The sequence below is a fragment of the Paenibacillus sp. MMS18-CY102 genome, from assembly GCF_009789195.1.
In the GTDB taxonomy this organism is placed as follows: Bacteria; Bacillota; Bacilli; order Paenibacillales; family Paenibacillaceae; genus Paenibacillus_T.
Map to the genome: position 1 here is coordinate 19599 of NZ_WSTC01000019.1, position 16587 is coordinate 36185.

Below are 16587 nucleotides of genomic sequence, written 5' to 3' on the forward strand. Positions count from 1 at the left end.
GGATGACAGAGATGGCCAAACGAATTTTGATTGCGGACGATGAGCCTGGCATTGCAAGCGCAATTGCTTATGCGTTTCGGCGCGAGGGCTTTGAAGTAACAGTCGCTTCAGATGGGGAGGAAGCGCTGGCTGCCGTGGCGGCGTTCCAGCCTCATGTACTGCTGCTCGACGTGATGATGCCCAAGCTAAATGGATTCGACGTATGCCGAAGGCTGCCGGCAGCGGGGCGTCCGGGCGTCATTCTGTTGACGGTGAAAAATGATATCGTCGATAAAGTGCTGGGGCTAGAACTCGGTGCGGATGATTATTTGACGAAGCCATTCGATATTCGGGAACTGCTGGCGAGAACGAATGCGCTGCTCCGCAGGCTCGAATCGGGCAAAGCTGCCGATCATGCACCAGGCATAGAAATTGGCGGGCTTCTTATTCGGACGGATAGCCGTACGGTGGCGATCGGCGGCGCCCCAATCGAGTTGACGCCCAAAGAGTTTGACCTGCTAGTGCTGCTGCTCGGCAAACCGGACCGCGTGTTCACACGGGATGAGCTGCTGGAGCTTGTATGGGGAATCGATTATGATGGCGGCACACGCACGGTTGATATCCATGTACAACGGCTGCGCAAAAAACTAGGGCCCCAGCATGCTGCGCTTCTGCAGACTGTATTCGGCGTAGGCTACAAAGGGACGGCGAGCTTAACATGAGAATCGGCATCCGCTGGAAGCTTGGCTTATTCATGGCGGGCTTGCTCGTTCTGACTGTCGCAGCGCTCAGCATGCTTGTGCTGGAGGGCATAGAACGAAAGCAGCAGCGTGACATGGAAGCCCAATTGGCCCAGCGCAGCGCGCTCGCAGAGATGCGCGTGCGGCAAACGTACGTGACAGGCGAACGGCTGGAGCCGCTCACCTTTATGCGGCGGCAGGGCGCTTCACTCGCGGCTGAATTAGGGCAGATGCTGGGCACGCAGATCGTGCTGTATGACCGCAACGGCCAAGTGGTTGGCAACTCCGTGCCCCGAAACAGCAGCCTTCCGGCGCCGGACGTTTCAGACACGCTTGCTTATGCGTTGGATGGGCAGACCGCTTATGAGAAAACGGGTGTGACGGTCCGTTACTTTACGCCCCTTCAAGGGCCGGATGGCCGTCTGGGCATCGTGCAGGTGAATGCTTCGATCGCCTCGGACCGTGCTTTTCTGACAGATATCCGAACGCTCATCTGGCGGGCGGGCGGAGTGGCGCTGCTCGCCAGCGTGTTGCTTGGGCTAGTGTATTTTACACGGTTCGCCCGTGCGATTCGCAAGCTGACGGCAGATGCGGACGCGATTCGAACGGGGCGTTATTTGGCGAAGCCGACGCTTAGGCGGCGCGACGAGATTGGCAGCTTAAGCGACGGCATCTATTATATGAGCAAGGAAATCGAGCGGAATTTCGGGCGCCAGAAACATTTTATTAACAACATCAGCCATGAATTCAAGACGCCGCTCACCTCGATGCTAGCGTATGCTGATCTGCTGGAGATGTATGCGGAGGACGAGGCGATGGTTCGCGATGCTTCCAGCCATATTCGCCGGGAATCCGAGCGGCTGTACAGCATGGTCGAGCATGTGCTGCAGCTGTCTGCGCTAGAGCGGTATGAGCAATGGAGCGACTCGGCTGAGCCGGTAAAGCTGCATGAGCTTCTAGCTGGGCGCATCGAACAGATGCAGGCGCTTGCTGCGAAGGCAGAGGTCACGCTTAACGGCAGCAGCAGTGCGTTGCAACACGCGGTCGTGTGGGCGGAACGGGACAGCCTTGTCCATCTGTTTACGAACCTGATCGACAATGCGATCAAGTATAACGTGCTGGGCGGGAAGGTGGATATCAGCCTTCACATTGAGGATAGGTATGCTGCCGTTCGCATTCGGGACACCGGCATTGGCATACCGGAAGAAGCGAGAGAGCAGCTATTCGAGCCGTTCTATACAGTTAGCCCGGATCGATCAAGGCGAACTGGCGGCACGGGATTGGGATTGTCGATTGTGCAAGAGATCGTCACCCGGCAGGGAGGGACGATTGACTGGCAAGCTAACGCGGATGACGCCAATGCCAATGCTGGCGTGACGTTTATCGTTAAGCTGCCTTTGCTGGATTGAGATGTCGAAGGAAGAGGCAATAAGTTTACATTTTGGAAACATGGCGAGATGAGGACGAAACAACCGCCCCCTATAATCAGCTTATAACGTTCAATAAGCAGGAGGAATGCACAATGAAGCTGCATCGTAAGGTTAGGGATTGGGGATTCACTCGGGGGTCAGTGGGTGGCCAGCGAAGCGCGGTAATGCTACTGGCATCCGGCATTGCGATTAGTTTGCTGGCGGGCTGCAGCTCATCGGCAAGCGAGGAGCGTGTCGTCATTCAGAAGCCAGATAAGGAGATCAACGTCATAACTCCCGAGAAGAAACCGGTGGAGGAAGCTGTCGAGGTTGAGCGAATTGACAAGTTCGAAGGCGTTCGGGGCATGGACTGGCTGACGGAATCCGAGATCGTTATTTCCCGGGAAAACAAAGAACGGCCGCCGATCACGGTGGAAGGCGAGAAGCGTTACCCGCTGAATCTGTTTGCATACGACCTGAACACAGGCAAGGAACGGCTGCTGGCTGCTGATGAGGGCAATAAGCATGCGAACTTCGCAGTATTGTCACCAAGCAAAACGTATATGTTCTACAAGATGAATATTGAGGAGTCGGCGTATGCTTACATCCTCAATCTGAAGACCGGGGAGAAAAAGCAGGTCAGCGAGGAACTCGTCCCTATCCGTGATGGCGTGTGGGATGGCGATGACACGGTTGTGTTCGCCGGCATACCGGGGCAAGTGTTCGCGGCCCATCCTGATCGCGATACGGAGAAGCTGTTAACTGACGCAGGCAGAGCGATGAACCCTGTTATGAGCAATGGCATCCTCTATTACACCGATATGCTGACGTTAAAGGCTTACGATTCAGCAAGCGGCAAGACGATCGCGATTAGCCCAAAAGTAGAGAATGTGATTCCATCGCCAGACGGAAAGCAGCTTGCAATCGTAAAGATGACAGGCGACACGGAGCGTACGCTCGTTATTACGGATCTCAAAGGCAACGCAAAGAAAACGCTGTCCAAAGGAACGCAGATTTTCGGATTGAGCTGGTCGCCAGACGGTTCGAAGCTAGCGTATAACCTCATCGATGAGGGCGAAAACGGCGTGAAAGGAATCGTCGTTGCGAATGCATCGACAGGCAAAACGGCGTTCGCTACAATTGATGTCCCTTATGCAAGCGATCCGGTTGCTTGGAGCCCTTCGGGCAAGAAGCTGGTGGCATCGACATTCATTAATGATGACAAGGGCAACCATGCTGTGACGTTTGTGATTAAGCTGAAATAATGGATCCGTTATGAAAAAATGAGAAACCCTCCCCGATTGCCGCCGCTTAGCGAGCTGCAATCGGGGAGGGTTTCTTCGTGCGGGTAAGGGCGTGAAGCTAGCCTAGCGTACGCCAAATGCTTCGCACACTGAACTTAACTTCGTTTTAGCTAAGCCGATACACAGCGAATGGCTCGCCGTGCCGGAACGAAACGCTCAGCTCGTCGAGCTGCTGGAGCATGGATTCGCTTAGCCGAAGCTCAACGCTCGCGAGATTAGCCTCCAGCTGCTCCGCGCTAGTGGCACCGACGATGACTGTCGCTACGGCAGGGCGCTGCATCAGCCAGCTGAGCGATAGCACCGCCGGAGTACAGCCAGCTTCTTCAGCTAATGCAGCTACCTGCTCGCCGAACGCGATTCGTTGTTCGCTTAGAAATCTTGCGAAGCTAGGGTCCGTATCGACACGCGATCCAGCAGGCGCGGCTGCGCCAGATTTCGACGTGTATTTGCCGGTTAGGATGCCGCCCGCAAGCGGGAAGTAAGGGATGATGCCGACGCCTTGGTCGAGGCAAAGCGGCACAAGCTCCGTCTCGGGCGTACGGTCGGCGAGCGAATAGCTTGCTTGGGTCGCAACGAAACGGTTCAAGCCGAGCCGCTCACTTATGCCAAGCGCCTTCATCAGCTCCCAAGCGGCGTAGTTGGAAGCGCCGATATAACGGACTTTGCCGGCGCGCACCATGTCGTCCAGCGCCCGCAGCGTTTCTTCCAGCGGCGTGTTCGGATCGAACGTATGGATCTGGTACAGGTCGACGTAATCGGTTTGCAGCCGTTTCAGGCTGCTCTCCAATTCGCGCATCAGATGATGGCGCGACGAGCCGCGGTCATGCGTGCCAGGCCCGCAGGGCAGCCCGGCTTTGGTCGCCAATATCGCTTCCGGCCGCCTGCCTCGTAGCGCTTGACCGATGATTCGTTCGGACTCAGTTCCGGCATAAATGTTCGCCGTGTCGATGAAGTTGATGCCGCGGTCGAGCGCCAGATGGATGATAGCTTCCGAAGCGGCAGCGTCCGCTCGCTTGCCGAACGCGTTCGTGCCAAGGCCAAGCGCAGACACTTTCAGTCCGCTCCCGCCCAAATAACGGTTGTTCATAGGGAAACCCTCCTCGTTAAGAAGCTGCTAGTCGCTGTTAGTATTTGTCCTATTATAGCGGGGTGATGCCGTAGGGACAACCCTGCAAGCTGTTGCTGAACGAAGAGGCTCAATCTGCTGAATCGGTAAGTTATTGGTTCACGTTCATCTAAGTTTGTGGCGTATGCACAACGGCGCGTATTTCTTTTGTACGAGACGATAAAAATGATCGCGGCGCATTGAGCAGCCTAGGTGCAGCAACTATACTATCTGTAAAATCGCGAAGGCGCGGGTGAGGCTCATGTCAGGCAAAACGTATGCTGCAAGTGTAGTGCGGGCCGCTGTCCTCGAACCGGGAACCCCTCATGCGAACGGGGATACGGCTGTGGAGCTGATCGGCATTCGCAAAAGCTTCGGGGATGCCATCGCTTTGGGCGGCGTGGATTTATTGGTCGAGAAAGGCGAAATTCATGCGCTCCTTGGGGAAAATGGCGCTGGCAAAAGCACGCTGATGAGCGTGCTTTTTGGCATCTATAAGGCGGATAGCGGGACGGTAAAGCTATATGGGCAGGAAGCGCGAATTCGTTCGCCCAAGGAAGCGGCTGCTTATGGCATCGGCATGGTGCATCAACACTTTCGGCTTGTGCCGTCGATGACAGCGCTGGAGAACATCGTGCTTGGAGAGGCGGGAGGGATCGCAGGTTTTTGGCGCGGCAGCGGCTGGAAGCGGCGCAAATCGGCGGAAATCACAGCGTTATGCGACCGTTACCAGCTCCGTTTTCCGCTTGATCGGCCCGTGTGGCAGCTATCGGTCGGCGAACAGCAGCGCATCGAAATCATGAAGGCGTTATATCGGCAATGCAGCATCATCGTGCTGGATGAGCCGACGGCCGTGCTGACGCCGCATGAGGCAGAGGGGCTGTTGGCAACGCTGGGCGAGCTGAAGAAGGATGGCAAGACGGTCATTCTCACAACGCATAAACTGCGTGAAGTAATGGCGTCATGTGACCGGATATCTGTGATGCGCAAAGGGATGTTGGTGCGAACCATTCGCACCTCCGATACGAATGAGCAGCAACTGGCGGAGTGGATCATTGGGCGCGAGCCAGCCAGCAGCAGCTTGAAAGCTGAACGCGAGCCAACCGGGAAACGCCTGCTATTGCAGCTGGCAGGCATTACCGCGTTAGGCGATCATGGCGAGCTAGCGCTGCAAGGGTTTGATCTGACTGTGAACCGTGGCGAAATCGTAGGGGTTGCAGGTGTGGCGGGCAATGGGCAGAAGGAGCTATCCGAGGTGATCGCGGGGAGCCACGAGCGGACCGGAGGCAGCGTGATGTTCAATGGCGAGAGGCTGCAAGGGATGACGATTCGGGGCATGATCATGCGCGGCGTCGCCCATGTGCCGGAGAACCGAATGAAGTCCGGGATGGCGGGCGGGCTGAATGCCATCGATAATTTGCTGATGAAATCGTATGGCAGCCGTGAGCGCTCTAAGTTTGGCTTCATGCGCCGGCGAGCCAATGAGGAGTGGGCGAAGGCGATCATCGAGCAGTTCGAGGTGCGAACGCCAGCGCTTGGAACGCCTGTGCGGATGCTGTCTGGCGGCAATCAGCAGAAGCTGCTTTTTGCCCGTGAGCTGCAGCAGCATCCCTTGCTCTTGGTGGCGGTTCATCCGACGCAAGGCCTTGATGTTGGCGCATCCGAGACCGTCCATCAATGGCTATTGAAGCTGCGCAATGAAGGCAGCGGGGTGCTGCTTATTTCAGAGGATTTGGACGAAATGATGAAGCTGTCCGACCGCATCGTCGTGGCGTATAACGGCGCCTCGCAAGGCGAGTTTGATCCTGCGGTTGACTCGCGCACGGCAATTGGCTTATCGATGGCAGGAAGCGGACCCAAAGGCAAAGGAGGTGGAGGCTGATGAATGGCAAAGCGGTTAATTTGCCCGGCGGGAAGTATCGGGTAGTGATGCGGAAGCAGGCGATGGCTGCCTCGGCAAGCTCAGGTTTATGGGTACCTGTCTTATCAGTTGTGCTTGCGCTGCTATTCAGCAGCCTGTTCATTGCGATCAACGGCATCAATCCGGTCCCCGTGTTCCGCACGATGGCAGTGGGCGCATTCGGTTCAATGAATGGGATTAGCGAGACGCTGGTCAAAGCGATTCCGCTCCTGTTATGCGGGCTTGGCGTCTCGTTTGCCTACCGGATTTCGATCTGGAACATCGGGGCGGAAGGGCAATTCATCGTTGGCGCAATCGCCGCAACGGCGGTTACGGTTTATCTGCCTGGCTTGCCGCACTGGTCCTATTTGCCGCTCATGCTCCTTGCCGGCGCAGTTGCTGGCGGGCTGTGGGGACTGATGGCAGCGGTGCCACGCACCCATTTTCAAGTGAATGAATTGATTACGTCCTTGATGCTGAACTATATCGCACTGCTGCTGCTTAACTATGTGGTGTTCGGTCCGTGGAAGGATCCGCAAGGGTTTAATTTTCCGGGAACGCCTGTGTTTGAAACGTGGATGCAACTGGCGACAATTGGCTCAGGGCGGCTCCACCTGGGGTTATTCTTGGGACTAGGCGCTGTGCTGCTCTATGCGCTCATCATGAACCGGATGAAATGGGGATATGAGCTGCGGCTGCTCGGCGCAAACCCAGAGGCGGCGCGGCAATCAGGCATCTCCGTCACGAAGCAAATCTGGCTTGTTATGCTCATCAGCGGCGGATTAGCCGGCGTAGCGGGCATGGCTGAGGTGTCGGGCGTGTCCCATCGGCTCATGTACGCGATTTCTCCTGGCTACGGCTATACAGCTATTATCGTTGCTTGGCTGGCGAAGCTGAATCCGTGGGGGTTAATCGTTTCATCCGTGTTATGCGGCGCGGTTATTGTTGGGGGCTATAGCGTCCAAATGATCGGTTTGCCGTCCTCGATGTCACTGATTCTGCAAGGGGCGATTTTGCTGTTCCTAATCGGCGGCGAGCAACTGCGCGGCTATCGGCTGCAATGGCACCGGACTGGAGGGGAGTAGCGTGGACTTCACGTCAGCCCTTCTCGTTGCTGCGCTGTCTGCGGGCACCCCGTTATTATTCGCTGCGCTCGGCGGCATTCTTTCGGAGCGTTGCGGCGTTATTTTTCTCGGAACGGAAGGTGTCATGCTGATGGGGGCTGTCGTCTCGATCATTACGCTGTCCCGAACGGGCAGTTGGCAGCTTGCTGTAATTGCTTCTATGGCCGTTGGCGCTTCATTGGGGCTAATCCATGCGTTGCTGTGCGTAACGTTGAAGGCGAACCAGACCGTGTCAGGCATGGCAATTACCTTGTTCGGGACTGGCTTAAGCGCCTTTCTCGGCAAACCCTATGCAGGGCTGCCGGTCCCATCCGGCGTCCCCAAGCTAGAGCTGGCTTGGCTGGAACCGTTCCCCGTCCTCGGTGACTTATTCGCATTTCAAAATGTGCTCGTCTGGGCAAGCTTCCTGCTCGTCGCGCTGCTTCAGCTCTATATCCATCGCACGTCTTGGGGGCTAAAGCTGCGTGCCGTCGGCGACAGCCCTTCGGCAGCAGACGCGATGGGCGTCCGCGTAGCCCTTGTCCGCTACGGGCATATCGTTGCCGGTGCGATGCTCATGGGCGCGGCGGGTGCTTACCTCGTGCTTGTTTTCTCGCCGAACTGGATCGAAGGCATGACAGCCGGCTGTGGCTGGATCGCGGTCGCGCTCGTCATCTTCGCCCGCTGGAATCCCGTTCGAGCACTGCTCGGCGCATACTTGTTCGGAGCGTTCGAAGCGCTAGGGTACCGAATTCAGACGGTGACGGATGCGGTTCCGCCGTATTTTCTTAAGATGCTGCCGTACATCATTACGATCGTTGTGCTTATGTTCCTCGGTTGGAAAAACCGTCGTAAGCCGTCCGGCCAGCCGCAGGCGCTGGGTGTCCCGTATTATCGGGAGGAGCGGGTTTAGGTTGGAATGGGGCGATGAAGATAGAGACGGGAGCCTGCTCTTGAGGGAGCGGGCTTTTTTGTCATGAAAGGAGTTGGAATGACATTTAAAGTGAAAATGTTACAAAATAACCCTCTTTAACTGAGGGGACAAATTTTTCATAATAATCTCGGAATTGTAATTTAATAGATTAAATGTTAGGTGGAGGAGATCGCGATATGAATAAATAGCGAATTGGAAATTAATCTGGTTTTATTGATTGGCAAAATAAATCTATGAAAAGAGGTTTAGAAAACATGCAAACTGTAATTAAGAGAGTACTGCTCAGTGGCTTATTGCTCTCATTGTGTTGTCCAATTATGTCAGTTCAAGCTGCAACATCGAATAAGAAGCCAAATATTGAAAATGTCTCAAGCGCTTCAGAGCCTGCGCAAACTTCAAGCATCGAGGAGAGTGCACCATCTGAAGGAACGGATTCTGTTATTGTTGCCGATGAACCGGACACTACGCTAGTACCCGAGGAAGTGATGGCTAAAGCCGAAGCACAAAATAAAACCGTCGTTCGGGAAGCCACAGGATTTAGAAATGCAAACAGCAGACACTATCAATTATCAGATGGCTCTTATCTAGCGAGTATTACATTAGGTGATCAGAATTATATGGATGATACGGGAACGTGGCAGCCGATACAGACTCGATTAGTTGACGAAGCTGATCTCGATAGTATGAACATGCCACTCTCTCAGGCGTCTTCCACGGATTTGAGAACGATCATGAAAACGAATAAAGAACTTCGCAAAGAGAAGAAAATCGATAAAACTAACACGGATTATCGGGCGCCACAAGTTCCGTTTGATGTGAAAATCCCTAAGAAAATCAATAAAGGATACTCCATCGGCAAAGGCGCAGAGAAACTATCCTTTTACCCGCTAGGAGCTAATTCAGTAACGGGCTCGGTGTATGGGAATAAAGTAAACTATAACGAAGCGTGGACGAACACGGATCTACAGCTGGAAGTCCTTGACTCGGGATTGAAAGAAACGATTATTCTGAAAAACAACCAGGCTCCAACAACCTTTCAATTTCAGATCACTAGTGGAGATTTGAACAACTTAACGAACTTTACCTTGCAAGCGCCTTGGCTTGTGGATGCAGTAGGGACTAAAAAAGATGTCCAGCAAACGATTCGTGTGCAAGACGGGAAGCAGTTCATCGAACTTAAGGTTGATCCAACAGGATTAGAATATCCAATTATTATAGATCCTTCTGTATTAACTAAAGTGGCTTCTCAGGATGCAAGTTGTGATTACGATGCATTTTGCAGTAGCTCTTCGCAGTATACTTCTACTCTCACCTTGGGTTCAAATGATTATTATTACAACGCGAATAGCATCTACGCACAATTTGATACTTCTTCCATCCCATTAAACAGTTTAATCAGCAGCGCAACCATGAAATTATATATTGAATTTGGCTATGACGATAATTCCTATAATGGTTCGGCTTATTTAATTACGTCTCCTTGGAATGAGAATACGTTGAATATACAAACAAGACCAACATATGATTCTGCCAATCCTGTTCCTTATAGCACGGGATGGTATGGCGCAGTGCTCTCATCTGGATATCCCAAGCCAGGATGGATGCAAGTTGATGTAAAGCCATTCGTACAATCGTGGAGCACGGGGACAGCTAATAACGGGGTTTTGTTGACTTTAAATGGGTATCAGAGTACGAAATTCATATACAGCAAAGAATATGAATACTCCACCTATCGGCCACAACTCATCGTCAACTACGAAAGTCCTCCCATACAGCCTACTATACTAACTCCGAACGGCGGAGAAACGATCGACACCACGTACAACATAAGCTGGAGCCCGGCTACCGACCCAGACACTGTTCAGTCCCAATTGAAATATCAGGTTCAACTAACACAAGATGGAGGGGCAAGTTGGACAGACATAGTAGCTTTAACTACAGCAGGCCAAATCCAATTAAATTATGACTTTTCAACCAAACCGAATTCCACCAATAATCTTATCCGCGTTAGAGCCTATGATGGCGTGCAGTATGGAGCGTGGGATGCATCGAACAGTGTATTCACGATTAAGCATAACCAAGCTCCGGCTGCCCCAACAACCCTAACTCCAGGTTCTACGTCGTCTTCCACCTCTGTAATTACTATAGGCAGCCCTACGCTTACTTGGACCTTTACTGATCCAGATAGCGGTGACACGCAGACAGCGTATCAGATTCAAATTTACAATGGCACAACGCTTGTGAAGGATTCCGGTTGGATTTCTTCAGCTTTGACTTCGTACTCCGTACCAGCAGGAACATTAGCAAGAAACACAACCTATAACTGGAAAGTGCGAACAAAGGATAATGCAGGTGCTATTTCCGCGTTCTCCCCGCTTTACTATGTCAAGGCGAATGCTCTTCCTACGGCAGCCATTACTTCCTATAGCGATGGGCAGCAGATGGCGGATAACGTTCTCACGTTCACATGGAACTATAACGACGCTAATGGACAAGCGCAATCAAATTACCAGATCCTTGGAAGCCAAAACAATTGGGCAACAATCACATATAACTCGGGTGTGCTTAATGGAACTGCTACGTCATTTACGACAGCCCCTTTGGCAAGCGGGACTTGGAGCTTCAAGATTCTAGTGAAGGATGGAATGGAGTGGTCGGGTGAGGCCTATCGGAACAATCTCACTCTTCCGAATGCATTCGAGCCTAATGATACGAGCGCTCAAGCGTTTCCGATCAACTACAACCAAAATTATACATCATTAATAAATTCAAGCACGGATATTGATTTCTATAAATTCACGGCTACAGCTAATGAAATTGATCGATTTGTATTGAATGTGCCAGCCGGATTGAATTATGACGTGTACGTCTACGATTCAACCATGAAGCTAGTTACTGCTGGCATTCAAAGCACAGGAATCGCAGAGAACGTGTTGTTCGACGTGAAAGCAGGAAGTGTGTATTACGTCAAAATTGTTGGAGTTGGAGGCAATAACAGTACTTCTGTGCCTTACAGCTTCATACTCGCACCAGCCACCATGCAATTCCAAACGATCTATCAGTACGATAGCAATGGGAATATCATCTCTAAAACAACAACAACGACTTCATAAAACGCAAAGGCTTAGCCTGAATGACGTAAAAGAGCGGTCGGCTGCAGAAGTAGTCGACCCTTCTAAACGGATACTAGCGTTCCACTCGTGCCATTGTTCGTAATTCCGAAGGAGGATATTCTTGTGCGTAATTTATTGATGAAGTCTATAATCATGACTGTAATCCTCTCTATGCTGATTTCTGATGTGCAATATACAGGCTTGGCAAGCTATGCGCAGGCAACCGGAATAGATCATTCCACTTCCGTTGCGATGACTGACACCCCTAGAAAGCTGTTAAGCCAAACGTCATCATTCTCAGAGCGTGCTATTCAGAATGTGCTTAATCAAGGCTATTCGATAGAGGACGTAAGGAAAGCAATAAAGCAGCAACAGTCTGCTGGTGGGTCATTGGATAAGAGTCTGCAACAGGTGAAGCCACAGCCGATCAATCGTTCGCAGCAGGTAAAGAGCAGCATTTCAAGTGAGATATCAAGTGAAGTGGCAGCGAGGAGCTTAGCTGCGGCTACCTCTGCCCAAGCCTCTACTCCTGACTATAGCTACGTGAAAACCAAACCGGATGAAGCGCCATTTACCGTTCGGCTCGATAACGAAAATATCTCCACCCTGTCTGGCGCACTTTCCTTGCATAATTCGGACCTCTCGCTTCCGGGACGCAATGGGCTTGGTTTTACATTATCGCGGAGCTATGACAGCGGCTCGTCGCAATTTGACCAAATGGGAATTAGCTACCAAATGGGGGTTGGCAGCAGTTCTAATATACTCGAACCGTTGCTTGAAGAGAAGCGGTTTCCAATTGGGAAGGGTTGGAGCTGGAATATCTCTTTTCTCGAGATCAAAGGGACAGATAAATACCTTCACTTAGCAGGCTCGGGCGTCTTCAAAATTGATGATTCTAACACGTTGGTAGGCTATCCGTGGAAGGATCTCACTTTTGCAGCGGATACAAGCGTTACGGTGAATGGCGTTGGATCGGCTTATGTCGTCAAATCCATACAGCATACGAATCAATACTTTAATGGGGATGGCCAATTGATCCAAATAACCGATGCCTATAATAACAAAATAACGTTTAGTTATGTTATGGATGGCTACTACGGTTCTGTATTAAGCGCAATTACAGATTCGATTGGCAATACGATCAACATCGTCTACAACACGACATCGGTTGTGCTCACCTCGGGATCGAGAAGCGTCACCTATTACAAAACTTATCAAAACGGCAAAGAGCTTCTAAGCCAAGTTGTTGATGAGCTGGGAAGAACAACAACCTACGATTACAGCATCAAGAACGCGCAGTTCAACCTGCTGGGAACAACGCCCTCCATGAATAATCCTTATGCCTTAATTACAGGTGTTACCTATCCGACCGGCGCGAAGAGCGTGTACGCCTACGAGGACACGCCTATAACCCGATATATTCAAGATAATGCGGTGAACCAAGTGTATCGCGTGAAGTCGCGTGAGGATCAAATGCTGTTAGCGGACAGCTCGATTAGTCATATGAATCATAAAGATATTACGTATCCTAGCGGAGATATCGGCAGCTCCAACGATGCAGACTTGACGTTCTCTGTGCAGATTGATGACGGCGCCATCAAGACAATCTTTACGAACGACAAAGACTATATCGATAGCTCGACTTCCCCAGTGTTCTATAACACATCGATCGTGGCCAAGGTCGTGTATCTCGCAAAAAACTATACGAACACGACAGAATTTACCTACGACCGGGCTAGAAAATGGCCGGTGCCCATCAACACGAAAACGACACGTTCCGTCTCGGGATCATCTACGACGTTCATTACCACTAATTCTGCGCTTTACGATGATTACGGGAATATTATTTACGCAACGGACCCGATGGGAACCGTTACCCGGAATACATTCGATACCTCCACACATTTGCTGCAGTCGGTCGCAACCCAAATAAACGGAACACAAAAATGGAAGTATACCGTCTTTACACGAAATGCTTTAGGAACAGTAACACTGGAGCAGGTTTATGCCGGAGATAGCAACAGCTATACGGGAAGCCCACTGCGCGAAACTTATTATGAGAATATCGATGCAGCAACAGGCAACGTCGGACAAGTCAGAACGAAGAATGGGTCGCCGAATGATACAACAACCGTAATTGAATATGCTGCGGCCTATCAATATGCGTATCCTACGAAGACGACAACATCGGTACATGATAGTGATGGTAACTTATCAACGGTAACCAAGCAGTATCAATACGATATGGCAACCGGACGACTTCTCAAATACACAGATGGCAATGCCAATCAAACGAGCTATACCTACGATGCTCTGGGACGTGTGTTGAAAGCTACGCAAATGGGAGATAACAGTGCGATTACAATCAGCTACAATGACGCACTTAACCAACTGACGGCCACGGATCAAGCTGGAATCAAAACGGTAACCAAATGGAATCCGCTCGGATGGAAGACGGAATCTGGCCTCATTGACCATAATGTGTACAAAGCGAAGTCGAAGTATGGGTATGATGCTAGCGGTCGGTTGTCTTGGACGGAGGATGCGGTTGGCAACCGTGTACAATATGGCTACGACCAGTGGAATCGTCAGAATCTTACCGCCTATCCAGATGGCGGTCCGAACTCGACCATCGTCATCGATGACATCGCCAATACCAAAACAAGTACAGATCCAGAAGGCTATTCGCTGCGAGAATCCTACGATAAACTTGGCAGAACGATCAAAACGGAAGAAATTAAAAGCGGCGGGCAACCAGCATTGCTGATGTCGTATAGCTTCGACAATGCGGGGAGTATGCTCACCGCAACCGATAATGTTACTCCTGCCAACACGACCACCTATGCTTATGATGTGCTTGGGCAGCTAGGAAGCGTTACGAGTGTGGTGAATGGCGTCAGCCAAACGACATCTTATGCTTATGATTTAGTAGGCAATATGACGCTCATCACGAATGCGGATAACACCACAACAACTAAGAAGTATGATGAACTGGGACGGCTCGTACAAAATTCAGAAGCTTTGGTTAGCGGCAAGAATAACGTCGAGAAGTTTTACTATGATGCTAACAACAATCAAACCAGGCTCATCGACCGTAATGGATCACGGTTTAAGTACACCTACGATAGCCGTAATTTCTTGAAGAAGAAGGAAATTGTTGATACGGGCTGGAATGCTATTGCAGGAGAAGAAACGATCTCCTTCGTTTACGATTTGGCAGGCAAAAGAACCAGTCTGACGGACCAGACCGGAACAACCAGCTACGCTTACAATCCGGCTGACGGGCTGCTTGCCAGCGTAACGTATCCAGATAACAAAGTTATGAAGTATGCGTACGATGAGAACAGCAACCGGCAAGCGTTGATCGATCCATTCGGGGCGACCTCGTATTATCATTACGATGCGCGCAATCGCTTGGACGCTGTTGGACCATCGAGTGATTTCACCAACGATTACGATGCGAAATACGATTACTATCAAGATAATCTGCTTCGCCAGATCACCCAGCGCAATGGCGTCACGTCCTCGTATACGTACGATGGCAAAAACCTGAATACGCTGATAGAGCGCAAAGCGGACGGCACGGCATTAAACAGCTATCAATATACGTACACCGCTAACGGAAACATCAAATCGAAAACCGAGAACGGGACTACGAATAATTTTGGGTACGATGAGTTAAGCCGAATAAAGACATCATCCCAGTATAATGAAACTTACACGTACGACGTTCGCGGGAATCGCGCTAGCATGAAGACGAACCATCCGTTTGACCGTCCGGATCAGGCCACCACATTCGATAAACGCGATCGATTAACGAGTGTTACGACAGCAAGCGGGTCGAATGTCACCTATCGGTATAACGGGGATGGCCAGCTGTGGGAGCGAACGGAGAATGGCCAGACGACGCGGTATTATTGGGATGGCGATCAGATCCAAGCGGAAGCAACCGTCGTCAGCGGCGTTGCAACGTTCAAAGCCCGTTACATTCGAGGGCAGGGGCTTGTCGCGAGAGAGGATAACCAGACCAAAGCGTATTACGTGGCGAACGGCCACGGCGACGTGACCGACCTCATGGATCGCAGTGGGATGACTCGTTTGAACCAGTACAACTACGATATATTTGGTAACATTGCTTCGCAGACGGAGACCATTGCACAACCGTTCAAATACTCGGGGGAAATGCAAGATAGTACGACAACCTTGCAGTACCTGAGAGCAAGATGGTATGACCCGAGTGTGGGGCGGTTTATGAGTGAGGATACGTATGAGGGAAGCATAACGAATCCGTTGACGTTGAATTTGTATTCGTATGTAAGTAATAACCCACTCACCCATATTGATCCAAGCGGACATGAAGCCGTTCCAAATATTGATTGGGGAGAACTTTACAAAACCTCATTAAAAGTTATTGAAGGAGGTGCGAAAGGAGCTCAAAAAGGGAAAAAAGGTGGAATAGCTGGCGCTGTGGGAGGGGCGATACTTGGTGCACTCTTCCTTGCCCCTGATCATGCAGGTGAAAGTCAAGAAGATATTAATAGAGAAAAGGCAAAAGTATTAGGGCTGCCATTAATTACTACGGAACAATTAGAGAAATATAAAAAAGATAATAACAAGGTAATTGTTTATAGGGGAATGAATCAAACAGATGCAGTAATGGTGCAGTCTGGTCAAGGTGTTTTAGCTAAAAATCCAATAGGCGACTGGTCGCAGGAAGATCATATATTGTTGGGTTCTGATCCTGACGCTGAAGACCATGATCCATGGATATCTACAACTGCTGTTGTATCAATAGCTCTGGATAGATTTAATGGAAGGAACAATGGAGTATTAATTATAGATATTAGTCAAATACCAAAAAATAAAGTACACTTTCCGATTCTTGAACTAAAGACTGGATCTACGGCTCAACGATTAGCAGTTGCCGATGCTGAAATTTTGATTAAGTATTCTATCCCTCAATCGGCAATCTTAGGTGTTTATTTTGGGTGAAGAGGTGA

The 16587-nt window shown here is 50.9% G+C and carries 9 protein-coding genes; 8 read left to right on the top strand and 1 reads right to left on the bottom strand.

The genetic code is table 11. From position 1 onward, the window contains the following. Positions 1-11 precede the first annotated feature (11 nt). The 3 genes from GON22_RS15390 to GON22_RS15400 all read left to right on the top strand — a co-directional run bounded on the left by GON22_RS15390 (position 12) and on the right by GON22_RS15400 (position 3393). The gene (locus GON22_RS15390; protein ID WP_160396987.1) at positions 12-701 is read left to right on the top strand and encodes a response regulator transcription factor; all 690 of its coding nucleotides are present in this window, start codon (positions 12-14) and stop codon (positions 699-701) included. Beyond that, positions 698-2128: a sensor histidine kinase gene (locus GON22_RS15395; RefSeq protein ID WP_160396988.1), complete on the top strand. Its 1431-nt coding sequence runs from the start codon at positions 698-700 to the stop codon at positions 2126-2128. The genes GON22_RS15390 and GON22_RS15395 overlap by 4 nt, the downstream gene beginning before the upstream one ends. Positions 2129-2241: 113 nt before the next feature. Beyond that, positions 2242-3393 (top strand): LpqB family beta-propeller domain-containing protein, encoded by a 1152-nt coding sequence (locus GON22_RS15400; RefSeq protein ID WP_160396989.1) that lies wholly within the window; start codon positions 2242-2244, stop codon positions 3391-3393. Between the two features lie 145 nt (positions 3394-3538). Here the strand turns inward: GON22_RS15400 and GON22_RS15405 are convergent, their stop codons facing one another. Continuing rightward, positions 3539-4519 carry an aldo/keto reductase gene (locus GON22_RS15405; RefSeq protein ID WP_160396990.1) on the bottom strand — a complete coding sequence of 327 codons (981 nt, stop codon included), beginning with the start codon at positions 4517-4519 and terminating at the stop codon, positions 3539-3541. 280 nt (positions 4520-4799) lie between these two features. Between GON22_RS15405 and GON22_RS15410 the strand changes: the two genes are divergently transcribed. The 5 genes from GON22_RS15410 (at position 4800) to GON22_RS26580 (ending at position 16579) form a co-directional block, all read left to right on the top strand. Then, positions 4800-6419 carry an ABC transporter ATP-binding protein gene (locus GON22_RS15410; RefSeq protein WP_160396991.1) on the top strand — a complete coding sequence of 540 codons (1620 nt, stop codon included), beginning with the start codon at positions 4800-4802 and terminating at the stop codon, positions 6417-6419. Beyond that, the gene (locus GON22_RS15415) at positions 6419-7522 is read left to right on the top strand and encodes an ABC transporter permease (RefSeq protein WP_160396992.1); all 1104 of its coding nucleotides are present in this window, start codon (positions 6419-6421) and stop codon (positions 7520-7522) included. The genes GON22_RS15410 and GON22_RS15415 overlap by 1 nt, the downstream gene beginning before the upstream one ends. A 1-nt stretch (position 7523) precedes the next feature. Further along, positions 7524-8453, top strand: coding sequence for an ABC transporter permease subunit (locus GON22_RS15420; RefSeq protein WP_160396993.1), 930 nt, complete (start codon positions 7524-7526; stop codon positions 8451-8453). Between the two features lie 275 nt (positions 8454-8728). Continuing rightward, complete coding sequence (locus GON22_RS15425; RefSeq protein WP_160396994.1) at positions 8729-11587, top strand: DNRLRE domain-containing protein; 2859 nt, start codon at positions 8729-8731, stop codon at positions 11585-11587. 123 nt (positions 11588-11710) lie between these two features. Then, positions 11711-16579, top strand: a complete 4869-nt coding sequence (locus GON22_RS26580; protein WP_160396995.1) for an RHS repeat-associated core domain-containing protein — start codon at positions 11711-11713, stop codon at positions 16577-16579. The last annotated feature ends 8 nt before the right edge of the window (positions 16580-16587 follow it).